This window comes from Lentzea californiensis, assembly GCF_024648825.1.
GTDB classification, from domain to species: domain Bacteria; phylum Actinomycetota; class Actinomycetes; order Mycobacteriales; family Pseudonocardiaceae; genus Lentzea; species Lentzea californiensis.
Window position 1 is genome coordinate 205634 of sequence record NZ_JANBBE010000009.1, and the last position, 21714, is coordinate 227347.

The 21714-nt window shown below is 68.7% G+C and carries 16 protein-coding genes; 14 read left to right on the plus strand and 2 right to left on the minus strand.

What is annotated here, in order from left to right; genetic code table 11:
* Positions 1-79: 79 nt before the first annotated feature.
* Together LX88_RS29850 and LX88_RS44415 are read left to right on the plus strand one after the other, a co-directional pair.
* Entirely contained in the window at positions 80-2056 is a 1977-nt protein-coding gene (locus tag LX88_RS29850) for an RICIN domain-containing protein (RefSeq protein ID WP_258951094.1), read from the plus strand.
* A 75-nt stretch (positions 2057-2131) separates the two neighbouring features.
* Complete coding sequence (locus LX88_RS44415; RefSeq protein WP_258951095.1) at positions 2132-3058, plus strand: cellulose binding domain-containing protein; 927 nt, start codon at positions 2132-2134, stop codon at positions 3056-3058.
* Here the strand turns inward: LX88_RS44415 and LX88_RS29860 are convergent, their stop codons facing one another.
* Positions 3059-4042, minus strand: coding sequence for a LacI family DNA-binding transcriptional regulator (locus LX88_RS29860; protein ID WP_258951096.1), 984 nt, complete (start codon positions 4040-4042; stop codon positions 3059-3061).
* A gap of 73 nt (positions 4043-4115) precedes the next feature.
* Here LX88_RS29860 and LX88_RS29865 point away from each other — a divergent pair, with 73 nt between their 5' ends.
* From LX88_RS29865 to LX88_RS29890, 6 genes are all read left to right on the plus strand, one after another.
* Positions 4116-5288 (plus strand): MFS transporter, encoded by a 1173-nt coding sequence (locus tag LX88_RS29865; RefSeq protein WP_258951097.1) that lies wholly within the window; start codon positions 4116-4118, stop codon positions 5286-5288.
* A gap of 275 nt (positions 5289-5563) precedes the next feature.
* On the plus strand, positions 5564-7747 hold the full coding sequence (locus tag LX88_RS29870) for a pectinesterase family protein (protein ID WP_258951098.1): 2184 nt from the start codon (positions 5564-5566) through the stop codon (positions 7745-7747).
* Entirely contained in the window at positions 7744-8619 is an 876-nt protein-coding gene (locus LX88_RS29875; RefSeq protein WP_258951099.1) for a carbohydrate ABC transporter permease, read from the plus strand. The genes LX88_RS29870 and LX88_RS29875 overlap by 4 nt, the downstream gene beginning before the upstream one ends.
* Complete coding sequence (locus tag LX88_RS29880; protein WP_258951100.1) at positions 8616-9497, plus strand: carbohydrate ABC transporter permease; 882 nt, start codon at positions 8616-8618, stop codon at positions 9495-9497. The genes LX88_RS29875 and LX88_RS29880 overlap by 4 nt, the downstream gene beginning before the upstream one ends.
* Before the next feature lie 10 nt (positions 9498-9507).
* Positions 9508-10779 (plus strand): ABC transporter substrate-binding protein, encoded by a 1272-nt coding sequence (locus tag LX88_RS29885; protein ID WP_258951101.1) that lies wholly within the window; start codon positions 9508-9510, stop codon positions 10777-10779.
* The gene (locus LX88_RS29890) at positions 10776-11921 is read left to right on the plus strand and encodes an enolase C-terminal domain-like protein (protein ID WP_258951102.1); all 1146 of its coding nucleotides are present in this window, start codon (positions 10776-10778) and stop codon (positions 11919-11921) included. The genes LX88_RS29885 and LX88_RS29890 overlap by 4 nt, the downstream gene beginning before the upstream one ends.
* 33 nt (positions 11922-11954) lie before the next feature.
* Here the strand turns inward: LX88_RS29890 and LX88_RS29895 are convergent, their stop codons facing one another.
* On the minus strand, positions 11955-12719 hold the full coding sequence (locus LX88_RS29895) for a pectate lyase (RefSeq protein ID WP_258951103.1): 765 nt from the start codon (positions 12717-12719) through the stop codon (positions 11955-11957).
* 173 nt (positions 12720-12892) lie between these two features.
* Here LX88_RS29895 and LX88_RS29900 point away from each other — a divergent pair, with 173 nt between their 5' ends.
* From LX88_RS29900 to LX88_RS29925, 6 genes are all read left to right on the plus strand, one after another.
* The gene (locus LX88_RS29900; RefSeq protein ID WP_258951104.1) at positions 12893-13825 is read left to right on the plus strand and encodes a pectate lyase family protein; all 933 of its coding nucleotides are present in this window, start codon (positions 12893-12895) and stop codon (positions 13823-13825) included.
* 243 nt (positions 13826-14068) lie between these two features.
* Positions 14069-16945, plus strand: coding sequence for a glycoside hydrolase family 48 protein (locus LX88_RS29905; protein WP_258951105.1), 2877 nt, complete (start codon positions 14069-14071; stop codon positions 16943-16945).
* Positions 16946-16956: 11 nt separating this feature from the next.
* Positions 16957-18228, plus strand: a complete 1272-nt coding sequence (locus tag LX88_RS29910) for a lytic polysaccharide monooxygenase (protein WP_258951106.1) — start codon at positions 16957-16959, stop codon at positions 18226-18228.
* On the plus strand, positions 18213-18680 hold the full coding sequence (locus tag LX88_RS29915) for a hypothetical protein (RefSeq protein WP_258951107.1): 468 nt from the start codon (positions 18213-18215) through the stop codon (positions 18678-18680). The genes LX88_RS29910 and LX88_RS29915 overlap by 16 nt, the downstream gene beginning before the upstream one ends.
* Positions 18681-18700: 20 nt before the next feature.
* On the plus strand, positions 18701-20443 hold the full coding sequence (locus LX88_RS29920; protein ID WP_307791430.1) for a glycoside hydrolase family 6 protein: 1743 nt from the start codon (positions 18701-18703) through the stop codon (positions 20441-20443).
* A gap of 235 nt (positions 20444-20678) precedes the next feature.
* Complete coding sequence (locus tag LX88_RS29925) at positions 20679-21704, plus strand: LacI family DNA-binding transcriptional regulator (RefSeq protein ID WP_030478547.1); 1026 nt, start codon at positions 20679-20681, stop codon at positions 21702-21704.
* The last annotated feature ends 10 nt before the right edge of the window (positions 21705-21714 follow it).

The window sequence follows — 21714 nt, forward strand, 5'->3', positions numbered from 1 at the left end:
TCTGCCCGGCAGGACCTTGACGCACGAGTAGGTTCTCGATAGATGTTAGCGTGAACATCGCGCGTTCAACGGAGAACCGATGACCAGACTTCTTGCCCTGCTCGCCGTTTCGGCGCTCACGCTCTCCACCGCGGCCCCTGCGACGGCCGCCGTCGAGGCCGTCACGGTGAGACCGGATCCGACCTACCAGCAGGAGCCGTTCCAGGGCTGGGGCACGAGCCTGGTGTGGTTCGCCAACGCCACCGGTGGCTACCCGGACGAGATCCGCAACCAGCTGGCGGAACTGCTGTTCGGCGAGGACGGTCTCAACCTCAACATCGCGCGGTACAACATCGGGGGCGGCAACGCCCCGGACGTGCCGGAGTACCTGCGCGCGGGCGCCGCGGTGCCCGGCTGGTGGAAGGCGCCCGCCGGCACCACCCGCACGGACACGGACTGGTGGAAGCCGGGCGATCCGCGCTTCTTCGACGCCGACGCGGATCCGCGCCAGCGGTGGTGGGTCGACCGGATCAAGCAGGACGTGACCCGGTGGGAGTCGTTCAGCAACTCGCCGCCGTGGTTCCAGACCGTCAGCGGGTACGTCTCCGGCGGCTTCGACCCGAACTCGGACCAGTTGCGCGAGGACCGGATCGGCGACTTCGCCGCCTACCTCGCCCAGGCCACCGCCGAACTGGAACGGGCCCACGGCATCAAGTTCGCGACGGTCGACCCGTTCAACGAGCCCAACACCTCCTACTGGCGCACGACTCTCGGCCCGGACGGCAACCCGACGGGCGGGCGCCAGGAGGGGGCCCACCTCGGGCCCGCCCTGCAGGCCAAGGTGGTGCCCGCGATGGCGCAGGCCTTGCGCGCGAACAGGCTGAAGGCCACGGTGTCCGCACCGGACGAGACCAACCCCGGCATCTTCGCCGAGGACTGGGCGGGCTATCCCGCCTCGGTGCGCGCGCAGGTCAGCCAGCTGAACGTGCACACCTACGGCACGGCACGCCGCACGTCTGCCCGTGACATCGCCAAGGGCGCGGACAAGCCGTTGTGGATGAGCGAGGTCGACGGGCACTGGGGATCCGGGCAGAGCTTCACCAGCATGGAACCGGGCCTCGGCATCGCCGAGCGGGTGATCGACGACCTGCGGGAGCTGGAACCGCGCGCCTGGCTGCTGTGGCAGGCGGTCGAGGACTACAACAACATGAAGCCCGGTGCCGAGTCCCCGGACGGCATGAACTGGGGCGTGATCCAGATCCCGTTCGACTGCGGGGCCCAGGACACGCTCGCGACCTGCCCTGCGCGCGTCAACACGAAGTTCCACGCGCTGCGCAACTTCACCCACTTCGTCAAGCCCGGCGACCGGCTGGTGAAGGTCAACACCACGACCGACGTGGCGGCGGTGCGCAACACCGAGCTGAAGACCGTGGTGCACCTGAACAAGTCTGAGCAGGCGCAGTCCGTGACCCTGGACCTGTCGGCGTTCGGGTCGGTGCGGCAGAACGCTTCCGTCCGTCCGGTCGTGACGGACCAGCACGGCGCGTTGATGAAGGGCGCCGCCGTGCGCGTGAAGGACCGCAAGGTGACGCTGTCCGTGCCGGCGAAGTCGGTCACCACGTTCGAGGTGAGCGGTGTCAGCGGGGTGAACCGCGCGGCGGCGCTGGGCGGGGAGTACCGGCTGACCGGCGTGCAGAGCAGCAAGTCGCTCGCGCCGTCGGGCACCTCGCTCATCCAGCGCACCACTGATCCGGCCGCGGCGAACCAGGTGTGGCGCGTGGACCGCCGGTCCGGCGGTTACGACAACCGCGCCCAGTTCTCCATCGTCAACGCCGCCACCGGCCAGCGGATCGCGGCGGGCGGCGGGAACGTCGTGCTGAGCTCCTCCGACGGCCCGGCCGCGAGGTGGGTGCTCTCGTCGACCGGGGACGGCACGTGGACCTTCGTCAACCAGGAGAACGGAAGTCTGCTCGACGTGGCCGGAGAGTCGCGTGAGGACGGTGCCAGAATTGGTTTGTACCAGGCGACTTCCGGTGCCAACCAGCGTTGGTCGATGGCGGCCGTTCCGCGCAGGTAGTCCACTCCGAACGGTCGATTGCGCCGGGTCCGCGACCCTCTAAGGTTGTTGAGGGTTCAACGACAATTTGGGGTAGTGGTGGCGCGCAAGCACTGGCTCGTGGTTCTGGTCCTGCTCACCGGAGCCTGCACGGCAGAGCCGCCGTCACCGGCACCGTCCACCCGCACGCCCTGGAAACCGCCGTCCCTCGTCAACGAGGAGGCGCGGTACCAGGGCGTGCTGCACTTCGTGCGCGACGTGATCGACGGCCGGACCGTCGAACTGGCGGACGGCACGAAGACCCGCATCGCGCAGCTGGCGGAACCTCCGGCCTGCTGGTCCGAGGGCGCGCTGTCGTTCGCCAGGACGACGTTGCTCGCCACCGCCGTCCGCATCAGCCCCGTCGTCTCCGGCGACGTGAACCTGACGCTGGAGGACGGCACCGACTACGCGTTGCTCGCGGTGCGGCAAGGCGTGCTGCGGGCGCAAGGCGTCGACGGCGGAGCGCTGCTCACGGCGGAGTCCGAGGCAGCGGGGGCGAACAAGGGCCTGTGGGGTCCGCCCTGCGACGGTCTTGACGCGCCGCTGCCGCCTGCCACCACGGGTCTCCCGGCGCCGGGCACCACTTCGGTGCCGCCGCGGCCCGTTCCCACGACCACGGTGCCACCCCGTCCGGCACCCACGACGACGAAGCCGCCCGCACGGACGTGCGCGGTCGCTTACCGCATCTCCGGCCAGTGGCCGGGCGGCTTCCAGGCGAATGTGAGCGTGCGCAACACCGGTTCCACGTCCGTGAACGGCTGGACGCTGCGGTGGAGTTTCGCAAATGGTCAAACCGTCACGGAAATGTGGAACGCGAAAGCGCGGCAGTCCGGCGCGACCGTCAACGCGGCGAATGCCGACTACAACCCGCAGATCCAGCCGGGTGGTTCGGTGTCGATCGGGTTCAACGGCTCGGTGCGGGGAGGCAACTCAGTTCCCGGCGCCTTCAGCCTCAACGGCCAGTCCTGTTCGGTCGAGTGATCACGCGCTGTCCCGCACGACGAGCGCGGAGGGGTAGAACGTCGCCCCGGAGGTGTCACGGCGGTCGAGGACGGCCTGCGCCGCCGCGGCGGCGATGTCCTCCACCGGGTGTGTGGTCGTCGTGAGCGCGGGGCGGCTGAGCCCGGCGAACGCGATGTCGTCGAACCCGGCGACGGCCACGTCTCCCGGCACCCGGACGCCCAGCGCGTGAAGTCCGTCGAGGACACCCAGCGCGGTGAGGTCGCTGAGCGCGAACACCGCGTCGGTGTCGGGCCACCGCGCCATGATCTCGGTGGCGGCCTCGGCGCCGCGGGCGGCGGTGAAGTCACCGTGGACGATCCGGGGTTCGGCGCCGCTGTCGCGCAGCACCCGCCGGTAGGCGTCGACGGCGCGGTCGCAGCAGGGCAGCCAGGCCGGCCCGGTGACCATCGCGATCCGGTGCCTGCCGGTGCGCACGAGGTGCCGCACGACCCCGTCCGTGCCGGCGCGGTTGTCGACGTCGAACGACGGCACGTGCCGTGCGCCGACCCCGACCGCGGCGACCCGGCCGCGCAGGGTCCGCGGCACGCTCTCCAGCGCCGGTCGTGTCGGGTTCACCACCACCAGGCCGCCGAGCCCGCGCCCGTCGGCGAGCCGGGCGAGCGAGCCGGGGTCGTCCAGGGGCAGCCAGTGCAGGGAGACACCGACCTCGCGCTCGGCGGCGACGTGCGCCGCGGAGATCAGCACACGGCCGACGTAGGGGTCGTCGAGCACGGCGGCGGTGTGGCCGATGACGGCGATGGCGAGGCGAGTGCCGGTGCGGGTGACCAGCGCACGGGCGGAGGCGTCCGGCACGTACCCGAGCGCCGCCACGGCCGCGGTCACCCTGTCCCGTGCCCGCGGCGACGCGGGACCCTGGCCGGTGACCACGCGCGAGGCGGTGGCCCGGGACACGCCTGCGGCCCGTGCCACGTCGTCGAGTGTCGCGGTGCGTTCTCCCGTCATCTCTGCAGTATTGCGGTGGAAGCGCTTCCATGTATGGGGTGGGTACTTCGTGTATCGAGAAAGGAGGACCGGGATGTCGGTCACGGTGCCACGCAGTCAGGTCCGAGCCGCCGCCGCGGGGGTCGCGGTCACCTTCGGGCTGAACGGCGCGGCCGTGGCGACGTGGTTCGCCCGCGTGCCCGCCGCCCGTGACGCGCTGGGCCTCACACCGGGCGCGCTGGGGTTGCTGCTGCTGTCGATGTCCGTGGGCGCGTGCCTGGCGATGCTCACCGCGGGCGAGGTCACGCACCGGCTCAGGCCGAAGCGGACGGTCAGCCTGTCGGCGGTCACGGTCGCGCTGGGACTCGCGATCGCGGGCGTCGGCATCGGCGCCTACCCGTCGCCGGTCGTGACCGCGATCGGGATCTTCGTGCTCGGCTACGGCTCGGGCCTGTGCGACGTCGCGATGAACGTAGAAGCAGCGGAGGTGGAACGTGCCCTCGGCAAGACGGTGATGCCGCGCTTCCACGCCATGTGGAGCCTCGGCACGGTCGCCGCCGCGGGCCTGGCGTCGTTCGCGGCATGGGCGCTCCTGCCCGTCACCGCACACCTGGCCGTGGTGGCCGTCGTGGTCGCCGGCGGCACGCTGCTCGCCGCGCGCACGTACAGCCTGGCCGCTGAGGCGGAGCACGGCACCGGCAGCGGGGTCATGGCCGCGTGGCGCGAACCCCGCACGTTGCTGATCGGCCTGCTCGTGCTGGTGCTGGCGTTCACCGAGGGCACCGCGAACGACTGGGTCGCGGTGGCGTTCATCGACGGCTACGACGTCGACCCGGCCCTGGGCGCCCTCGTGTTCGGCGTGTTCGTCACGACGATGACGTTCGGCAGGATCTTCGGCACCATCGCACTGGACCGCTGGGGCCGAGTGTCCGCGGTCGTCCTGTCGATGCTGCTCGCCGCCGCGGGCGTGACGCTGGCGGTGTTCGCCGGATCGTTCGGGCTGGCGGTCGCCGGCGTGGCCGTCTGGGGACTCGGGACCGCGCTGGGCTTCCCGGTGGGCATGAGCGCCGCCGCCGACGACCCCGACCGTGCCGCGGCCCGGGTCAGCGTCGTCGCGGTGATCGGGTACACCGCGTTCCTGGCGGGGCCGCCGCTCGTGGGGCTGCTCGGCAACCAGTCGGGGGTGTTGCGGGCCTTGCTGGTCGTGCCGTTCCTGCTGCTGCCCGCGCTGGTGCTGACGCCTTCGCTGCGGCAGCCCAAGGGCTGAGGTTCTCCCGACCGTCGAAGAAACGAACGCCGCGATCGACTTCCGATCGCGGCGTTCGTCTGTTTGCACCACACCGAGGGCGCAAGAACTGATCAACCGCTGATCCACCGGCACGACGTTCGACGGTATTCGATTCGAAGAATGGTCGAACGCCGTGCCGAATCGTCGAATGAATTCACTTCGTTGACGCATGCCGGAAGCATTCGTAATACTCGGTTCACGATCGTGGACCTTGTTCAAGAATGTGAATCCTCCTTTCCGAAGGGTATTCCGTCATGCGGCTTTTCGTTGGCGCGCTGGTTCTGGCCTGCGCATCCGCCGGGGTGGTGAGCCTTCCCGCGCACGCCGGTCACGACCCGGCGCGGCAGGTGCTGCCCGCGGGGGACGGCTGGGCGTCGGCCGGGCCGGGTACGACCGGGGGAGCGGCGGCCCCCACCGCGAACGTGCACGAGGTGCGCACGCGGGCCGAGCTCGTCGCGGCGCTGGCCTCGCCGGCCCCGCGGATCATCAAGGTCAGGGGAGTGGTCGACGCGAACACCGGCGCCGACGGGAAACCGTTGCGGTGTGAGGACTACGCGGCCGACGGCTACACGCTGGCCGGGTACCTCGCGGCGTACGACCCGGCGGTCTGGGGGTGGGAGCGGGAGCCCGAAGGGGCGCTCGAGAACGCTCGGGTGGCGTCTGCCAAGAAGCAGGAAGCGGTCATCGGGCTCAACGTCCTCGCGGACACCACGATCATCGGGGTCGGCCGCGGGGCCGGGATCACGGGCGGCAGCCTCAGGATCCACAACGCGCGCAACGTGATCGTGCGCAACCTGACCTTTCGCGACACCCGTGACTGCTTCCCGCAGTGGGATCCCACGGACAACAGCCCTGGCTCGCCGCCCGGCAACTGGAACTCGCTCTACGACTCGGTGTCGGTGCAGCGGTCCGAGAACGTGTGGGTCGACCACAGCACGTTCACCGACGAGCCGAACGTCGACAGCACCCAGCCGCTCCACTTCGGACGGCCGTACCAGGTGCACGACGGGCAGCTCGACATCACCAACGGCTCCGACCTCGTCACCGTGTCCCGCAACGTCTTCGCCGAGCACGGCAAGACCATGCTGATCGGCTCGTCGAACTCCTCGACGACCGATCCGGGCAAGCTGCGCGTCTCGGTGCACCACAACGTCTTCCGCAACGTGCTGGAACGCGCGCCCCGCGTGCGGTTCGGCCAGGTGCACGTCTACAACAACCTGTACGAAGGCGCGCAGACCTACAGCTGGGGCGTCGGCGTCAGGTCCCAGATCCACGCGCAGAACAACTACATCAAGGGCATCGCGCCGGAGAAGATCGTCTACAACTGGGGCGGCACGGCGATCACCGACACCGGCAACCTGGTCGACGGCAAGCCGGTGAGCCTGGTGAACGCGCACAACGCGGCGTTCCCGGACAAGGCCCTCGGCACCGACGCCGGGTGGACGCCGACGCTGAACCGCGGTCTCGAACCCGCGCACCGGATCAGGCACCTCCACGCGGGCGCGTCCCCGGCGGGACACCACCTCGTGGTGGGCAAGGGTTTCGCCACCGTCCAGTCCGCGATCGACGCGGCACCGGCCGGAGGCGTGATCACCCTGCCGAAGGGCGTGTACCGGGAGGTCGTCAAGATCCCGGCGACCAAGAAGGACCTCACCCTGCGCGGCGCCACCGGGCGCGCCCAGGACGTGGTGATCGACTTCGACAACGCCAGCGGCACGAAGAAGCCCGACGGCACCACCTACGGAACGACGGGAAGCGCCACGGCCACCATCGCCGCGGACGGGTTCACCGCCCGTGACATCACCTTCCGCAACTCGTTCGACCGCGCGAAGCACCCGGAGATCACCGCGACGCAGGCCGTCGCCGTCAAGGCCACCGGCGATCGAATGCTGTTCGACCGCGTGCGCTTCGAAGGCCACCAGGACACCCTGTACGCCGACACGCCGGCCGTGAACACGCGGTCGCGGCAGTACTACCGGGACTGCGCGATCACCGGCGACGTCGACTTCCTGTTCGGCAGGGCGACGGCCGTCTTCGAACGGGCGATTATCACCGCGCTCAACCGCGGCGGGGACCCCAACGGGTACGTGACCGCCGCCAGCACCCGCAGGGACAACCCGCACGGCTTCCTGATCGTCAACTCCAAGATCCGCAGCGACGCCCCGGCCGGCACGTACTTCCTCGGCAGGCCCTGGCACCCCGGCGGTGACCCGGACGCTATCGCGCAGGTCGTCATCCGTGACACCGAGCTGCCCGCGGCGGTCAAACGCCAGCCGTGGACCGACATGTCCGGGTTCCCGTGGCGGGAGGCCAGGTTCGCGGAGTACCGCAACACCGGACCCGGCGCGGGCACCGGAACCGACCGTCCCCAGCTCACCGACGAGCAGGCGCGGCAGCACACGAAGGCCACCTACCTGAGCGGGTGGAACCCGGCGTGAAGACCCGCACGTGGGCGCCGTACGCCCTGATCGCCCCGACGCTCGTGCTGATGGCGGTGTTCCTGGTCTACCCGATCGCCAGTGTCGGGTGGTTCAGCCTTCGCCATCACACCGTCACGCAGCCGTGGAAGAACGGCTTCATCGGGTTCGAGAACTTCCGGCGGATGCTGTTCGAGGACCAGCTGTTCTGGCAGAGCCTCGTGTTCAGCGCCAAGTGGGTGGTCGTCGAAGTCGGTCTGCAGCTGGTGCTGGGACTCGTCCTCGCGCTGATCGTCAACGAGACGTTCGTCGGCCGCGGGCTGGCCAGATCACTGGTGTTCTCGCCGTGGGCGGTGTCCGGCGTGCTCACCACCGGCATCTGGATCCTGCTCTACAACCCGTCGACGGGCATCTTCCAGCAGCTCGCTCAGTGGGGCATCGGTGATGCCGGCACCTCGGTGCTCGGCAATCCGGAGACGGTGTTCCCCGCGACCGTCGTCACCGAGCTGTGGCGAGGGGTGCCGTTCTTCGCGATCCTGCTGCTCGCCGACCTGCAGTCCATCCCGAAGGACCTGTACGAGGCCGCGTCGGTCGACGGCGCCGGGCGGTGGCGCACGTTCGTGAGCATCACCCTGCCGCACCTGCGTGACGCGATCGTGCTGTCCACGCTGCTGCGGGCGGTGTGGGAGTTCAACAACGTCGACCTCATCTACACGCTCACCGGTGGTGGTCCGGCCAACCAGACCACCACGCTGCCGCTCTACGTGGCGCGCAAGGCCGTCGACTCGCACGACTTCGGCTACGGATCGGCGCTGACGATGGCCGGCTTCGTGATCCTCCTGTTCTTCTCGATCCTCTACCTGAGGCTGTCCAAGTTCGGGAGCCGAGCATGACCCAGACCCTCACCCGCCCGGCCACGGTTCTGGACCCACCGCCGGCGCCGCCGCGACGCAAGAAGCACCGCGACCCGAGCCGGTACTTCCGGTTGCACCTCCCGCTGGTGCTCTACCTGCTGTTCACCCTGATCCCGTTCTACTGGATGGTCGTCTTCGCCTTCCGGCCGGCGGGGAGCACCTCGCTCGTGCCGTGGCCGATCACGTTCGAGCACTTCGACACGGTGTGGAACGGTGTCGGGTTCGGGGTGTTCTTCCAGAACAGCCTGATCATCGGGGTCGGCACGCTGGTCGTCGTCACCGTGTTCGCGCTGATGGGCGGCTACGCGCTGGCGCGCTTCAAGTTCCGCGGTCAGCGGGTCTTCCTGCTGGCGTTGCTGTGCACGCAGTTCATCCCCGGCGCGATGATGCTGATCCCACTGTTCGTGATCTTCAAGTCCGCCGGGCTGCTGAACAGCCTGACCGGCCTGGTGATCGCAGACACCGCGTTCCAGCTGCCGCTCGCGCTGATCCTGATGAGCGGGTTCGTGCGCAACGTCCCGGTCGAGCTCGAAGAGGCGGCAATGGTCGACGGGTGTTCGCGGCTGCGCGCGTTCTTCGCGGTGACGTTGCCCCAGCTGAAGCCGGCGATCGTGGCCGTCGGGTCGTTCGCGTTCATCGGTGCCTGGAACAACTTCCTGTTCGCGCTGATGTTCGCGAGCAAGCAGGACAAGTTCACGCTGCCGGTCGGGCTGAGCTACGCGCTGGGGGAGTTCAACACCGACTTCGGGGCGCTCGCGGCGGGCGGCGTCATCGCCGCGGTGCCGGTCGTACTGGTTTTCGCCGTGGTGCAACGGTTCCTGGTGCAGGGACTCAGCGCCGGCGCGGTCAAGGGATGAGGAAGAGCACATGAAGAGACTGCTGGTCGCGCTGGCGCTCGTGCTGAGCGCGTGTTCCGCGGGAGGACAGGACGGACCCACGACGGTCACGTTCTGGGACAACAACGGTGGCCCCGGCCGCACGCCCATCTACCAGGAGCTGATCAAGCGGTTCGAGGCGGCGAACCCGGACATCAAGATCGAGTACGTCGGCATCCCGAGTTCGTCGGTGCAGCAGAAGTACGACACGGCGATCGCCGGTGGGTCCACTCCGGACGTCGGCGGCGTCACGACGTCCTACCTGGCGCACCTCGTCGGGCAGGACGCGCTCGAACCGGCCGACGACCGGATCGAGAACGGCGCGCTCAAGGACAAGTTGTTGCCGGGACTGCTCGAGACCGTGCGGCAGACCGCGCCCGACGGCAAGCTCTACGCCGTTCCCGCGTCGGGCAACATGGACATCATCTGGTACCGGTCCGACCGGTTCGAGGAGAACAAGATCCCGGAACCGGTCACCTGGGACGACCTGGCCAAGGCCGCCACGCAGCTGACGAGGCCGGCGGACAACCAGTACGGCTTCACGATCCGCGGTGGTGCGGGGTCGGTCTTCCAGCTGCTGTCCGAGGCCTACTCCTACTCCGGCATCGAGAAGTTCTACGACGGCGGCAAGAGCACGGTCGCCGACCCGCGCAACGCCGAGCTCGTCCGCAAGGTGGCCGAGCTGTACAAGAAGGCCACGCCCGAAGCCGACGTGAGCAACAGCTACACGCAGATGGTCGCGCAGTTCACCGGTGGCACGGTGGCGATGATGCACCACAACCTCGGCTCGACCGCGGACGTGATGAAGGCGCTCGGCCCGGAACGCGTCGCCGCCATGCCGTTGCCCAAGGGACCGTCCGGCAAGCGCACGGTGGTGCCGAACCCGACCGACGGTTTCGCGGTGTTCAAGGGCAGCAAGAACCGTGACGCGTCCTGGAAGTTCGTCGAGTTCCTGACCTCGGCCGAGAGCAACGGCTACTGGAACGAGAAGGTCGGCCAGATCCCGGCGAACACGGACGTGCGCGGCGCCGAGTGGATCCAGAAGAACCCGGCCGTGAAGATGGCGCTCGGGGTGCTGGAGGACTCGGCCACCGTGCTCGTGCCCGCGCCGGTCTACCTGCCCGAGTACTCGTCGATCACCAAGACCGACACCGAACCGCTGTACCAGAAGGTGTTGCTGGGCCAGATGTCCGCGCAGGAGTTCCTCGACCAGCTCGCGGCCAAGCTCACCACCGCCCAGCAGGACTGGGAGAAGCGCAAGTGATCGAACGGGTGGAGGTGCGGACGTTCAAGACCACGGCGGCCACGTCCGTCGACCCGGAGGGGCACCGGCACCCGGCGCCGGAGCACGAGGTGGTCGAGGCGCTGCTGGAGATCACCGACACCGACGGCGTCACGGGGTACTGTCAGGTCCAGCCCGACCAGCTGCGGCCTGCAGTGCTGGACAAGCACGTGCGGCCGGTGCTGCTGGGCCAGGACCCGTGGGACCGCGAACGGCTGTGGCGGTTGCTCGGGCGGCGGCAGCGCGGCGCGCACGGCGGGTTCACCGACCGCGCGCTCGGGTTCGTCGACCAGGCGCTGTGGGACCTGGTGGCCCGCCGCGCCGGGCTGCCCGCGTGGAAGCTCGCCGGCGGCGCTCGTGACCGGATCCCCGCCTACGCCAGCACGATGTGCGGGGACACGGACGGCCTGGCGACACCGGGCGACTACGCGGACTTCGCGAAGCACCTCGTGTCGGTGGGCTACCGGGCGATCAAGCTGCACACGTGGATGCCGCCGGTGCCCGGCGCGCCGAGCGTCTCCCGGGACGTCGAGGCGTGTCAGGCGGTGCGGGACGCGGTGGGGCCGGACGTCGCGCTGATGCTCGACGCGAGCCACTGGTACTCGCGGACCGAGGCGCTGCGGCTCGGCAGGGCGTTGCAGGAGCTGGACTTCTACTGGTTCGAGGAGCCGATGGAGGAGGCGTCGATCAGCTCCTACCGGTGGCTCTCCGAGCAGCTGGACATCCCGGTGATCGGCCCGGAGGTGGCGTGGGGCAAACACCTCACCCGCGCCGAGTGGATCACCGCCGGGGCCTGCGACATCTTGCGGGCCGGCCCCGCGGGCAGCGGCGGCATCACGCCGGTGCTCAAGACCGTGCACCTCGCGGAGTCGTTCAACATGGACTGCGAGGTCCACGGCAACGGGGCGGCCAGCCTCACCGTGCTCGGCGCCACCGACGCCGGCCGGTGGTACGAACGAGGCCTGCTGCACCCGCACGTCGACTTCGACCGGGTCCCGCCACACCGGAACTCCATCGCCGATCCGCTGGACGAGAACGGCGAAGTGGTGCTTCCGCTGATACCCGGAATCGGGGACGACTGGAATTTCGAACACATCGGAGTTCACACTCTTGAAGTGAGGTGAGAAATGCCCCGGCCGGCGGCCGGGGCATTTCCTCTACCGGTAGGTTATGTCCGAGGACTTGAACAGGCAGTTCGTGCTGTCCGCACCGCTGCCGATTTTCTTCGGTTCACCGCTGGTGACGCCCTGGTACTTGTCGCAGATCGCGATCTTCTTGCTGCTGTCCCCGACGACGGTGATCCTCGAGAACCGCGCGGTGTCGCCGTAGTTGGTGTTGATGCCGACCAGCGACTTGCCGGGGGAGAACGCGGTGATGTTCTCCAGCACGACGTGCCGCTTGTGCTGCGTCTTGCAGTTGCCGCAGGACCGGTAGAGCTTGCCGAAGTCGTCCACCTGGAAGTTGCGGATGACCATCGTGCCCGGTCCGTTGTGCTGGAACACCTTGTCCGACGCCTTGCGCGCGCCACCACCGCTGATGGTCATGGTCTGCGACGACGACGTGCCCTTGAACGTGGCCGCGTCCTCGCCGACGTCTTCCCACCACACGTTGGTGAGCGTGCAGGTGCCGAGGCAGTGGACCCCGTCCGCGGCCGGCGCGCCGAGCACGACGTTCTTCAGCGTCGCGCCGTCCGCCAGTTGGAAGATGGGGCCCTGGTCTTCGCCCTGACCGCCCGAACCGAGGTCGCCGGTGCCGTAGAACCGTTGCATGCCACCGTCGTAGCCGCTCGACCCGACCTTGATGGTCGTGCCGACCGGTTTCGATCCGGACGGGGTGGGGAAGGTGCTGCCCGCAGCCTGTGCCTGAGGTGCGAGAAACGCGGCCAGAGCCGCGGCCAACACCAATGGTGCATATTTCTTCATGTGCGCTCCGCTTGCAGGGGGATGCGCGGCGGTAATTCAATCGTAGAGCGGAGATCTTTTCTGTCAACCTTCATTCGAACGTTCGAATCGAATATCGTCGAACAGGTTGACCGTTCTGTCCGGTGCTGGTTGTGTGAGTTCTACCGCCGCTCACTCTCATTGGGAGCGAGTAAATGATTCCTAAGCGCACAGCATTGATTTCCGCCGTCGCGCTGGTCCTGGGTGCGATATCAGTTCCCCAGGCGGCCGCCGCTCCGTTCGGGCTGGTCGGCTGGGCCACTCAGGGTGGTGGCACGACGGGTGGCGGCAGCGCCTCTCCGGTCACCGTCACCACGGCGTCCGCGTTCGTCGCGGCCGCCAAGGCGTCAGGCGCGGCGGTGATCCGGGTCTCCGGCACGATCTCGTTGCCGAGCATGACGAAGGTCGCCTCGAACAAGACCATCGAGGGCGTCGGCTCGACCGCGACGATCACCGGGCAGGGCCTGAACATCGCCAACGCCTCGAACGTGATCGTGCGCAACCTCAACTTCCGGAGCTGGGGTGACGACGCGGTCAACGTGCAGTACTCCACCCGCGTGTGGATCGACCACAACTCCTTCTCCAGTGGTTACGACGGAGCGGTCGACGTCAAGCGGGCCTCGGACTACGTCACGGTGTCCTGGAACAAGTTCAGCAGCCACAACAAGGCGATGCTGCTGGGTCACAGCGACGACAACGGCTCGGAGGATCGCGGCAAGCTCCGGGTCACCTACCACCACAACTGGTTCGCCGGCACTCAGCAGCGCCACCCGCGCGTGCGGTTCGGCAACCCGGTGCACGTCTACAACAACTATTACGGCGGTGTGACCGACTACGGCGTCGCGTCGACCGTCGAGGCCGGGGTCCTGGTCGAAGGCAACTACTTCGAGAACACCGAGGACCCCTTCCACCGCGGTGAGGGCAGCTCGCCCGGCGGTTCGCTGGTGGCGCGCAACAACCACTTCGTCAACTCGGGAACGGGCGACCAGGGCGGCTCCGTGAAGAGCCTTCCCTACTCGTACCCGCTGGACAGCGCGAGCAGCGTGAAGAGCGTGGTCACGGCCGGTGCTGGAGCCGGGCGCGGCTGATGAGACCAGGGGGCGCCCGAAGTGGCGTGGGCGCCCCCACCCCCTTCTGGGACCGCTCCCAGGATTCCACTCGAAGAGAGCAGCAAGAGGAACCGGTAGAGCAACCAGCGTTGCTCTGAAAGTCTTAATTTGCAGGACTTCACGGCCTAGAATCGGTTACACCTCTGAACCATTGACCGCTGTGGGCCACGTTACAGTGCCGTGAACTCTGGGAGCGCTCCCAGTTGTCGAGAGGGCGGCGGCATGACTCGACGAAGAGTGGCGTTGGCGGTTGCGGCGGTGGTGTTGGTCGGCGGAGCTCCCGCCGTCGCGGCACCAGCTGCGGTGGCCTGCACCGTCACCTACCAAGTCACCAACGAGTGGAACACCGGATTCGGCGCGGCCGTGTCGATCCGCAACGACGGGGAGGCACTCAATGGCTGGAACCTGACCTGGACGTTCCCGGACGGGCAACGCGTCACGCAGGGCTGGAGTGGCAACTTCACGCAGACCGGTGCGGTCGTGAGCGTGACGAACCCCGCCTGGGCCCCGACGCTGGTAGCCGGTGGCACGGCGCAGGTCGGCTTCAACGGCAGCAAGGGCTCGACGAACCGGCCACCCACGGACTTCGCCGTGAACGGCGTGTCCTGCACCGGCCCCAACCAGGCGCCCTCGGTGGCGCTGACGGCGCCTGCGAGTGGCAGCAGCTACACCCTGCCCGCACAGATTCCGCTGGCGGCGACCGCGCAGGACACCGACGGAACGGTGGCCAAGGTCGACTTCTACGCGGGTGACACCCTGATCGCCACCGACACCAGCGCGCCGTTCAGCGGCACGTGGACGTCGGCGCCGGCGGGTGACCACAGCATCACCGCGAGGGCGACGGACAACCTCGGTGCCACCAAGACCTCGGCACCGGCAGCGGTCAAGGTCCTGTCCGGACCGGCGGTGCTGGCCTCGCCCAGCACGCTCTCGGTCAAGCAGGGCCAGACGGCCACGTTCGACGTCTCCCTGGCCACGGCACCGAGCCAGCCCGTCACCGTCACGCTCGCCCGCAGCGGCAGCGCGGACCTGACGGCGACTCCGGCCACGCTCACGTTCTCCGGCACCGCGAAGCAGACGGTGACGGTGACGTCGGCGAACAACGGTGGCGCGCTCGGCACCGCCACGTTCACGGCCTCGGCCACCGGGTACAGCCCGGCGAGCGTCACGGTCAACGAGATCGACCCGTCCACTTCGGACTTCAACAAGGCGTTCCTCGACCAGTACAACAAGATCAAGGACCCGGCGAGCGGCTACTTCCGCAAGTTCGGCGACCTGCTCGTGCCCTACCACTCGGTCGAGACGCTGATGGTGGAGGCACCGGACCACGGTCACCAGACCACGTCCGAGGCGTTCAGCTACTACCTGTGGCTGGAAGCGAGCTACGGCCGGGTCACCGGTGACTGGGCGCCGTTCAAGTCCGCGTTCGCCTCGATGGAGAAGTTCATCATCCCGGCGAAGGCCGACCAGCCGACCAACGACAAGTACGACCCGTCGAAGCCGGCCACCTACGCGCCCGAGCACCCGAGGATGGACGCCTACCCGTCCACGCTCGACGGCACCGTGCCCGTGGGCCGGGACCCGATCGCGGCGGAACTGAAGACCGCGTACGGCAACTCGGACGTCTACGGCATGCACTGGCTCATCGACGTCGACAACACCTACGGCTTCGGCCGGTGCGGCGACGGCACGACGGTCCCCGCGTACATCAACACCTACCAGCGCGGCTCGTCGGAATCGGTGTGGGAGACCATCCCGCAGCCCTCGTGCGACACGTTCAAGCACGGTGGCCCCAACGGCTTCCTGGACCTGTTCACCAAGGACGCCTCCTACGCCAAGCAGTGGAAGTACACCAACGCACCGGACGCGGACGCCCGCGTGGTGCAGGTGGCGCTGCTCGCCCAGCAGTGGGCCACGGCCCAGGGCAAGGCCGGGGACATCTCCAGCGAAATCGGCAAGTCCGCGAAGATGGGCGACTACCTGCGGTACGCCATGTTCGACAAGTACTTCAAGCGCGTCGGCAACTGCAACAGCCCCTCGTCGTGCCCCGGCGCGACGGGCAAGGACAGCGCGCACTACCTGATGTCCTGGTACTACGCGTGGGGTGGCGCGACCGACACGTCCGCCGGCTGGGCGTGGCGCATCGGCGACGGTGCCTCGCACCAGGGCTACCAGAACCCGTTGGCAGCGCACGCTCTCGCGAACGTGCCGGCGCTCAAGCCGTTGTCCGCCACCGGGCAGCAGGACTGGGCGACGAGCCTGAACAGGCAGCTCGAGATGCTGCAGTGGCTGCAGTCGGCCGACGGCGGTCTCGCCGGTGGCGTCACGAACAGCTGGGAAGGTCAGTACGCCTCGCCTCCCGCGGGCACGCCGACGTTCTACGGCATGCACTACGACGCCCACCCGGTGTGGCGCGACCCGCCGAGCAACCGGTGGTTCGGCTTCCAGGTGTGGGGGATCGAGCGCACGGCGGCGCTGTACCGGCTGACCGGTGACGCGCGCGCCAAGAAGATCCTCGACAAGTGGGTGCCGTGGGCGATCGCGAACACCACCACGGGCACGAACTTCCAGATCCCCGCGGACCTGGAGTGGTCGGGCGCACCGGACACGTGGAACGCGACCAACCCCGGCGCGAACGCGAACCTGAGGGTCCGCGTGGTCAACCACAACCAGGACGTCGGCATCGCCGCGTCGTACGCCAAGGTGCTGCTCAACTACGCGGCCAGGTCGGGCAACGCCTCGGCCAAGACCACGGGTGAGTCGCTGCTGACGTCGCTGCTCTCGCACCAGGACAACCTGGGCATCGCGACGCCGGAGACCCGCACGGACTACAACCGGTTCGACGACGTCTACAACACCTCCACCGCGGAAGGCCCGTACGTGCCACCGGGCTGGACCGGGAAGATGCCCAACGGTGACCAGATCGGGCAGGGCTCTTCGTTCCTGTCGATGCGCTCGATGTTCCGCAACGACCCGCAGTGGCCGAAGGTGCAGTCCTATTTGGACGGTGGACCCGCACCGACGTTCACCTACCACCGGTTCTGGGCGCAAGCCGAGATCGCGACGGCGTTCTCCCTGCACGCCGAGATCTACGGGTGAGGAGTCCCGAGATGAGGAAACGCATAGCTCTGCTGGCAGTCGCAGCCGCTGTGGGCGCCGTGCTGGTGCACACCGGTGGCACGGCCGTCGCGCACGGGTCGATGGTCTGGCCCGGCAGCCGCACCTACCTCTGCTACGAGGACGGCCGCGCCGGCGGCGGCGGTGGTGATCTCAACCCGACCAACCCCGCATGTGCCGCGGCGGTCGCCCAGGGCGGGAAGCAGCCGCTGTGGGACTGGTTCGGCAACCTGATCAGCAACGCCGCCGGACGCCACCGGGAGATCGTTCCCGACGGCAGCCTGTGCGGTCCCACCACGAAGTTCTCCGCCTACAACCTCGCCCGCGCCGACTGGCCGGTGACGCAGGTGCAGGCGAACTCCACGGTGACGTTCCGGTACAACGCGTGGGCGCCGCACCCCGGCACCTGGGAGCAGTACGTCACCAAGGACGGCTTCGACGTCACGAAGCCGCTCAAGTGGTCCGACCTCGAGCCGGTTCCGTTCGACAAGGTGACGAACCCGCCGCTGGCGAACGGCGAGTACGCGTGGCAGGCCCGGCTTCCCAACAAGTCCGGCAGGCACATCATCTACTCGCTCTGGCAGCGCTCGGACAGCCCTGAGGCGTTCTACAGCTGTTCGGACGTCGCGTTCGGCGGTGGCACCGGTACGCCGGACACCACCGCGCCGTCGGCGCCGGGGACCCCTGTCGCTTCAGGCGTCACCGGCAGTACGGTGAAGCTGGACTGGAGCGCGTCGACGGACAACGTGGGCGTGTCCTCCTACCGCGTCTACAGCGGTGGCCAGGTGGTCGCCACCTCTGCCACGAACTCGGTGACGGTCAGCGGTCTGAGTGCGGACACCTCGTACTCGTTCACCGTGGTGGCGACGGACTCCGCCGGCAACGCCTCGTCGGCGTCGCCGGGCGTCACGGTCAGAACCTCGACCGGTGGCGGTGGTCCCACGGGTTCCTGCACGGTGGCGTACACGCGGCCGAGCTCGTGGAGCGGCGGTTTCACCGCGAACGTGACGGTGTCGAACAGCGGCACCAGCGCGATCAGCGCGTGGCAGCTCGTGTGGGCGTTCCCTTCGGGACAGCAACTCTCGCAGGCCTGGTCGTCGACGGTGACCGTCGCGAGCGGGCAGGCGACCGCGAAGGGCGTGTCGTACAACGCGGACATCCCGGCCGGAGGCTCGGTGACGTTCGGGTTCAACGCCACGACGTCGTCCACACCTGCTGATCCGACGTCCTTCACGCTCAACGGGTCGGCGTGCGCCATCCGGTGACGAGGGCCCTGGCCGCCCTCCTGGTGGTGGGTTCGGTCGCGTTCGTCCTCCTCGTCGGACGCGCCGAACCCACCCCGGACCTCAGCCGAGGCGTCGACGGCATCGCCGCCTGGCTGCACGGTCTGACCGACGAGTGCACGGACGTCCAGCGGGGCAACGACTTCACCGACTTCGCAGGGCCGGTGCGGTCGAAGGTCTACGCGCCGTTCATCGCGGAGTGGGGGACCTGCGCCAAGCCGCCCTACGAGCGGCTCGGGCTGCTGGTCCTGAAGCCGGGCCTGGAACAGGCCTGGCGGACGGCGCTCGCGAACGGCGAGGTCCGGGGCGACCCGGACCTCGCCTTCGGGGACGGGTTCGCGCTCACCGGCTCGATCGGCATGGAGTACCTCGGGCTGAAAAGACTTGAGTGCACGCCCACCGCGTGTTCGCTCATGGAGATAGAACATCATTGAGAGACAGGAGATCCGGAGCAATGAAGCTCAACGGACAGAGGCGGTGGGCCGCGACCGGAGTCGTGGTCGCCACCACCGCGGCGACGATCGCGGTGGCGCTCAGCGCGCCACCCGCGGGCGCCGCACCCGGCTGCCGTGTGGACTACACGGCGAACAACTGGGGCGGCGGAGGGTTCGGCGCTTCGGTGAAGATCACCAACCTCGGTGACGCGGTGACGGGCGGCTGGACGCTGAAGTTCGCGTTGCCCGGCAGCCAGCGAGTGGCACAGGGCTGGAGTGCGACCTGGTCGCAGTCGGGTGCGAACGTGACCGCGGCGAGCATGCCGTGGAACGGGAGCCTGGGCACCAACGCGTCCATCGACATCGGCTTCAACGGTTCCAACGCGGCCAGCGGTGACGTGAACCCGACGACGTTCACCTTGAACGGCACGGAGTGCACCGGAGCGCCGACGACCACCACGACCACTACGACGACCACCACGACGACGACGTCGAACAACCCCGACCCCGGCACCCGCGTCGACAACCCGTACGTGGGCGCGAAGCAGTACGTGAACCCGGACTGGTCCGCCAAGGCGGCCGCCGAAGCGGGCGGCAGCCGGATCGCGAACCAGCCGACCGGCGTGTGGATGGACCGCATCGCGGCGATCGCGGGCACCACGGGCGCCCGCGGCCTGGTCGGACACCTGGACGAGGCGGTGCGCCAGGCGGCGGGCTCACCACTCGTCATCCAGCTGGTGATCTACAACCTGCCCGGTCGTGACTGCTCGGCGCTCGCCTCCAACGGTGAGCTCAAGGCGACGGAGATCGACCGCTACAAGTCGGAGTACATCGACCCGATCGCGGCGATCCTCGCCAGGCCCGCGTACGCCGGCCTGCGGATCGTCACGACGGTGGAGATCGACTCGCTGCCCAACCTGATCACCAACGTGTCGCCGCGGCCCACCGCCGTGCCGGCGTGTGACGTGATGAAGGCGAACGGCAACTACGTCACCGGTGTCGGCTACGCGCTCGCGAAGCTGGGTGCCGTGCCGAACGTCTACAACTACCTGGACATCGGCCACCACGGCTGGATCGGCTGGGACGACAACTTCGGTGCCACCGCCGAACTGCTGTTCCAGGCGGCGAACGCCTCCGGCAGCACGAAGGCGAACGTCCAGGGCTTCATCGCCAACACCGCGAACTACGGCGCGTTGAAGGAGCCCTACTTCAAGATCGAGGACTCGGTGAACGGCACGTCCGTGCGCCAGTCGAAGTGGGTGGACTGGAACCGCTACGTCGACGAGCTGTCCTACGCGCAGGCGTTCCGCAACCGGGCCGTGCAGGCGGGCTTCGACGCGAACGTCGGCATGCTGATCGACACCAGCCGCAACGGCTGGGGCGGCAGCGCCCGTCCGACGGGCCCCGGCCCGACGACGACCGTGGACGCCTACGTCAACGGCGGCAAGCTGGACCGCCGCATCCACCTCGGCAACTGGTGCAACCAGTCGGGTGCCGGCTTGGGTGAGCGGCCGAAGGCGGCGCCGGAGTCGGGCATCGACGCGTACGTGTGGATGAAGCCCCCGGGCGAGTCCGACGGCGCGAGCGAGGAGATCCCGAACAACGAGGGCAAGGGCGCGGACAAGATGTGCGACCCGACCTACACCGGCAACGTGCGCAACGGCAACAACATGTCGGGCGCACTTGCGGACGCCCCGTTGTCCGGTCACTGGTTCTCCGCCCAGTTCCAGGAGCTCATGCGCAACGCCTACCCGGCGCTCTGAGCCTGAGCATGTGAGCGTGCCCACGCGGCCGGCCTCGCGTCCCAAGATCTGGACGCGTGGGCACGCTCTTCTTAATTGATACGGAGTTCTGTTCGAGAAGTTTCCAGACGGTGCAGAATTCGTCTGGACCACCGTTGACGCGCAATGTTAACGCGCACATCTCTCTTGATGTCATCAGAAGGTGCTCCCTATGGTGTCGACACGCTCAGTGAGTGAAAGTGTGAAAGGAGGCTGTGTGGTCACCATCGCGGATGTCGCGCGGCACGCGGGGGTCGCCCCGAGCACAGTCTCCTACGTGCTCACAGGCAAGAGATCGATCTCGGCGGACACGAAGACGAGAGTTCGCGAGAGCATCAGGGAACTGGGCTACCAGCCCCACGCCTCCGACCGGGTGCTGTCCACCGGCAGGACCAACGTGATCGGGCTGGTGCTCCCGTTGCGAGCGGGCACCCACCTGCCCGCGGTGATGCGCTTCGTCACGGCGGCGGTGACGACAGCGCGCAGGTACGACATGGACCTCCTCCTGATGACCGCGGACGACGGTGCGGCGGGTCTCCGCCGTGCCGCGAACAGCGCCCAGGTCGACGGCTTCCTGGTGATGGACGTGGAGATGGACGACGACCGCGTGCCGTTGCTCCGGCAGCTGTCCAAACCGTCCGTCCTCATCGGACACCCGGCGGCCGCCCGCGGGCTCACCTGCGTGGACCTGGACTTCGAGGCGGCGGGCGCGAAGTGCGTCGACCACCTCGCCGACCTCGGGCACCGCTCGATCGGTTTCCTCGGCGCGCCGAGCGCGGTCTACCGCCGCAGCACAGGTTTCGCCCACCGCACCATGAACGGGTTCAGCGCGGCCGCCATGCGCAGGGGAGTCGCCGCGACGGCACTGGCCGTCGAGGGCGACCACGACTCGGTGCTCAGGGCGACCAAGGCCCTGATCCGCGCACACCCGTCGATGACGGCGCTGGTCGTGCACAACGAGGCGGCACTGGGCTGGATCACCGCGTGCCTGCGCGCGGCCGGCCGCCAGGTCCCCGGCGACGTGGCCGTGGTCGCGATCTGCCCGGACGAACTGGCCGAGCAGACGTCACCGCTGCTCACCTCGGTGCGCCTGCCCGCGGAGGAGCTCGGCAGGCACGCCGTCGACCTGCTCGTCGCCAAGCTGGAGGGGAAGCAGCCGCCACCACTGATGCTGTTGCCCCCCAGACTCTCCCGGCGGGCGAGCACACCGGATCACGCCGCACACCGCGGCGCGACGGGCTGACCGGTCCGCC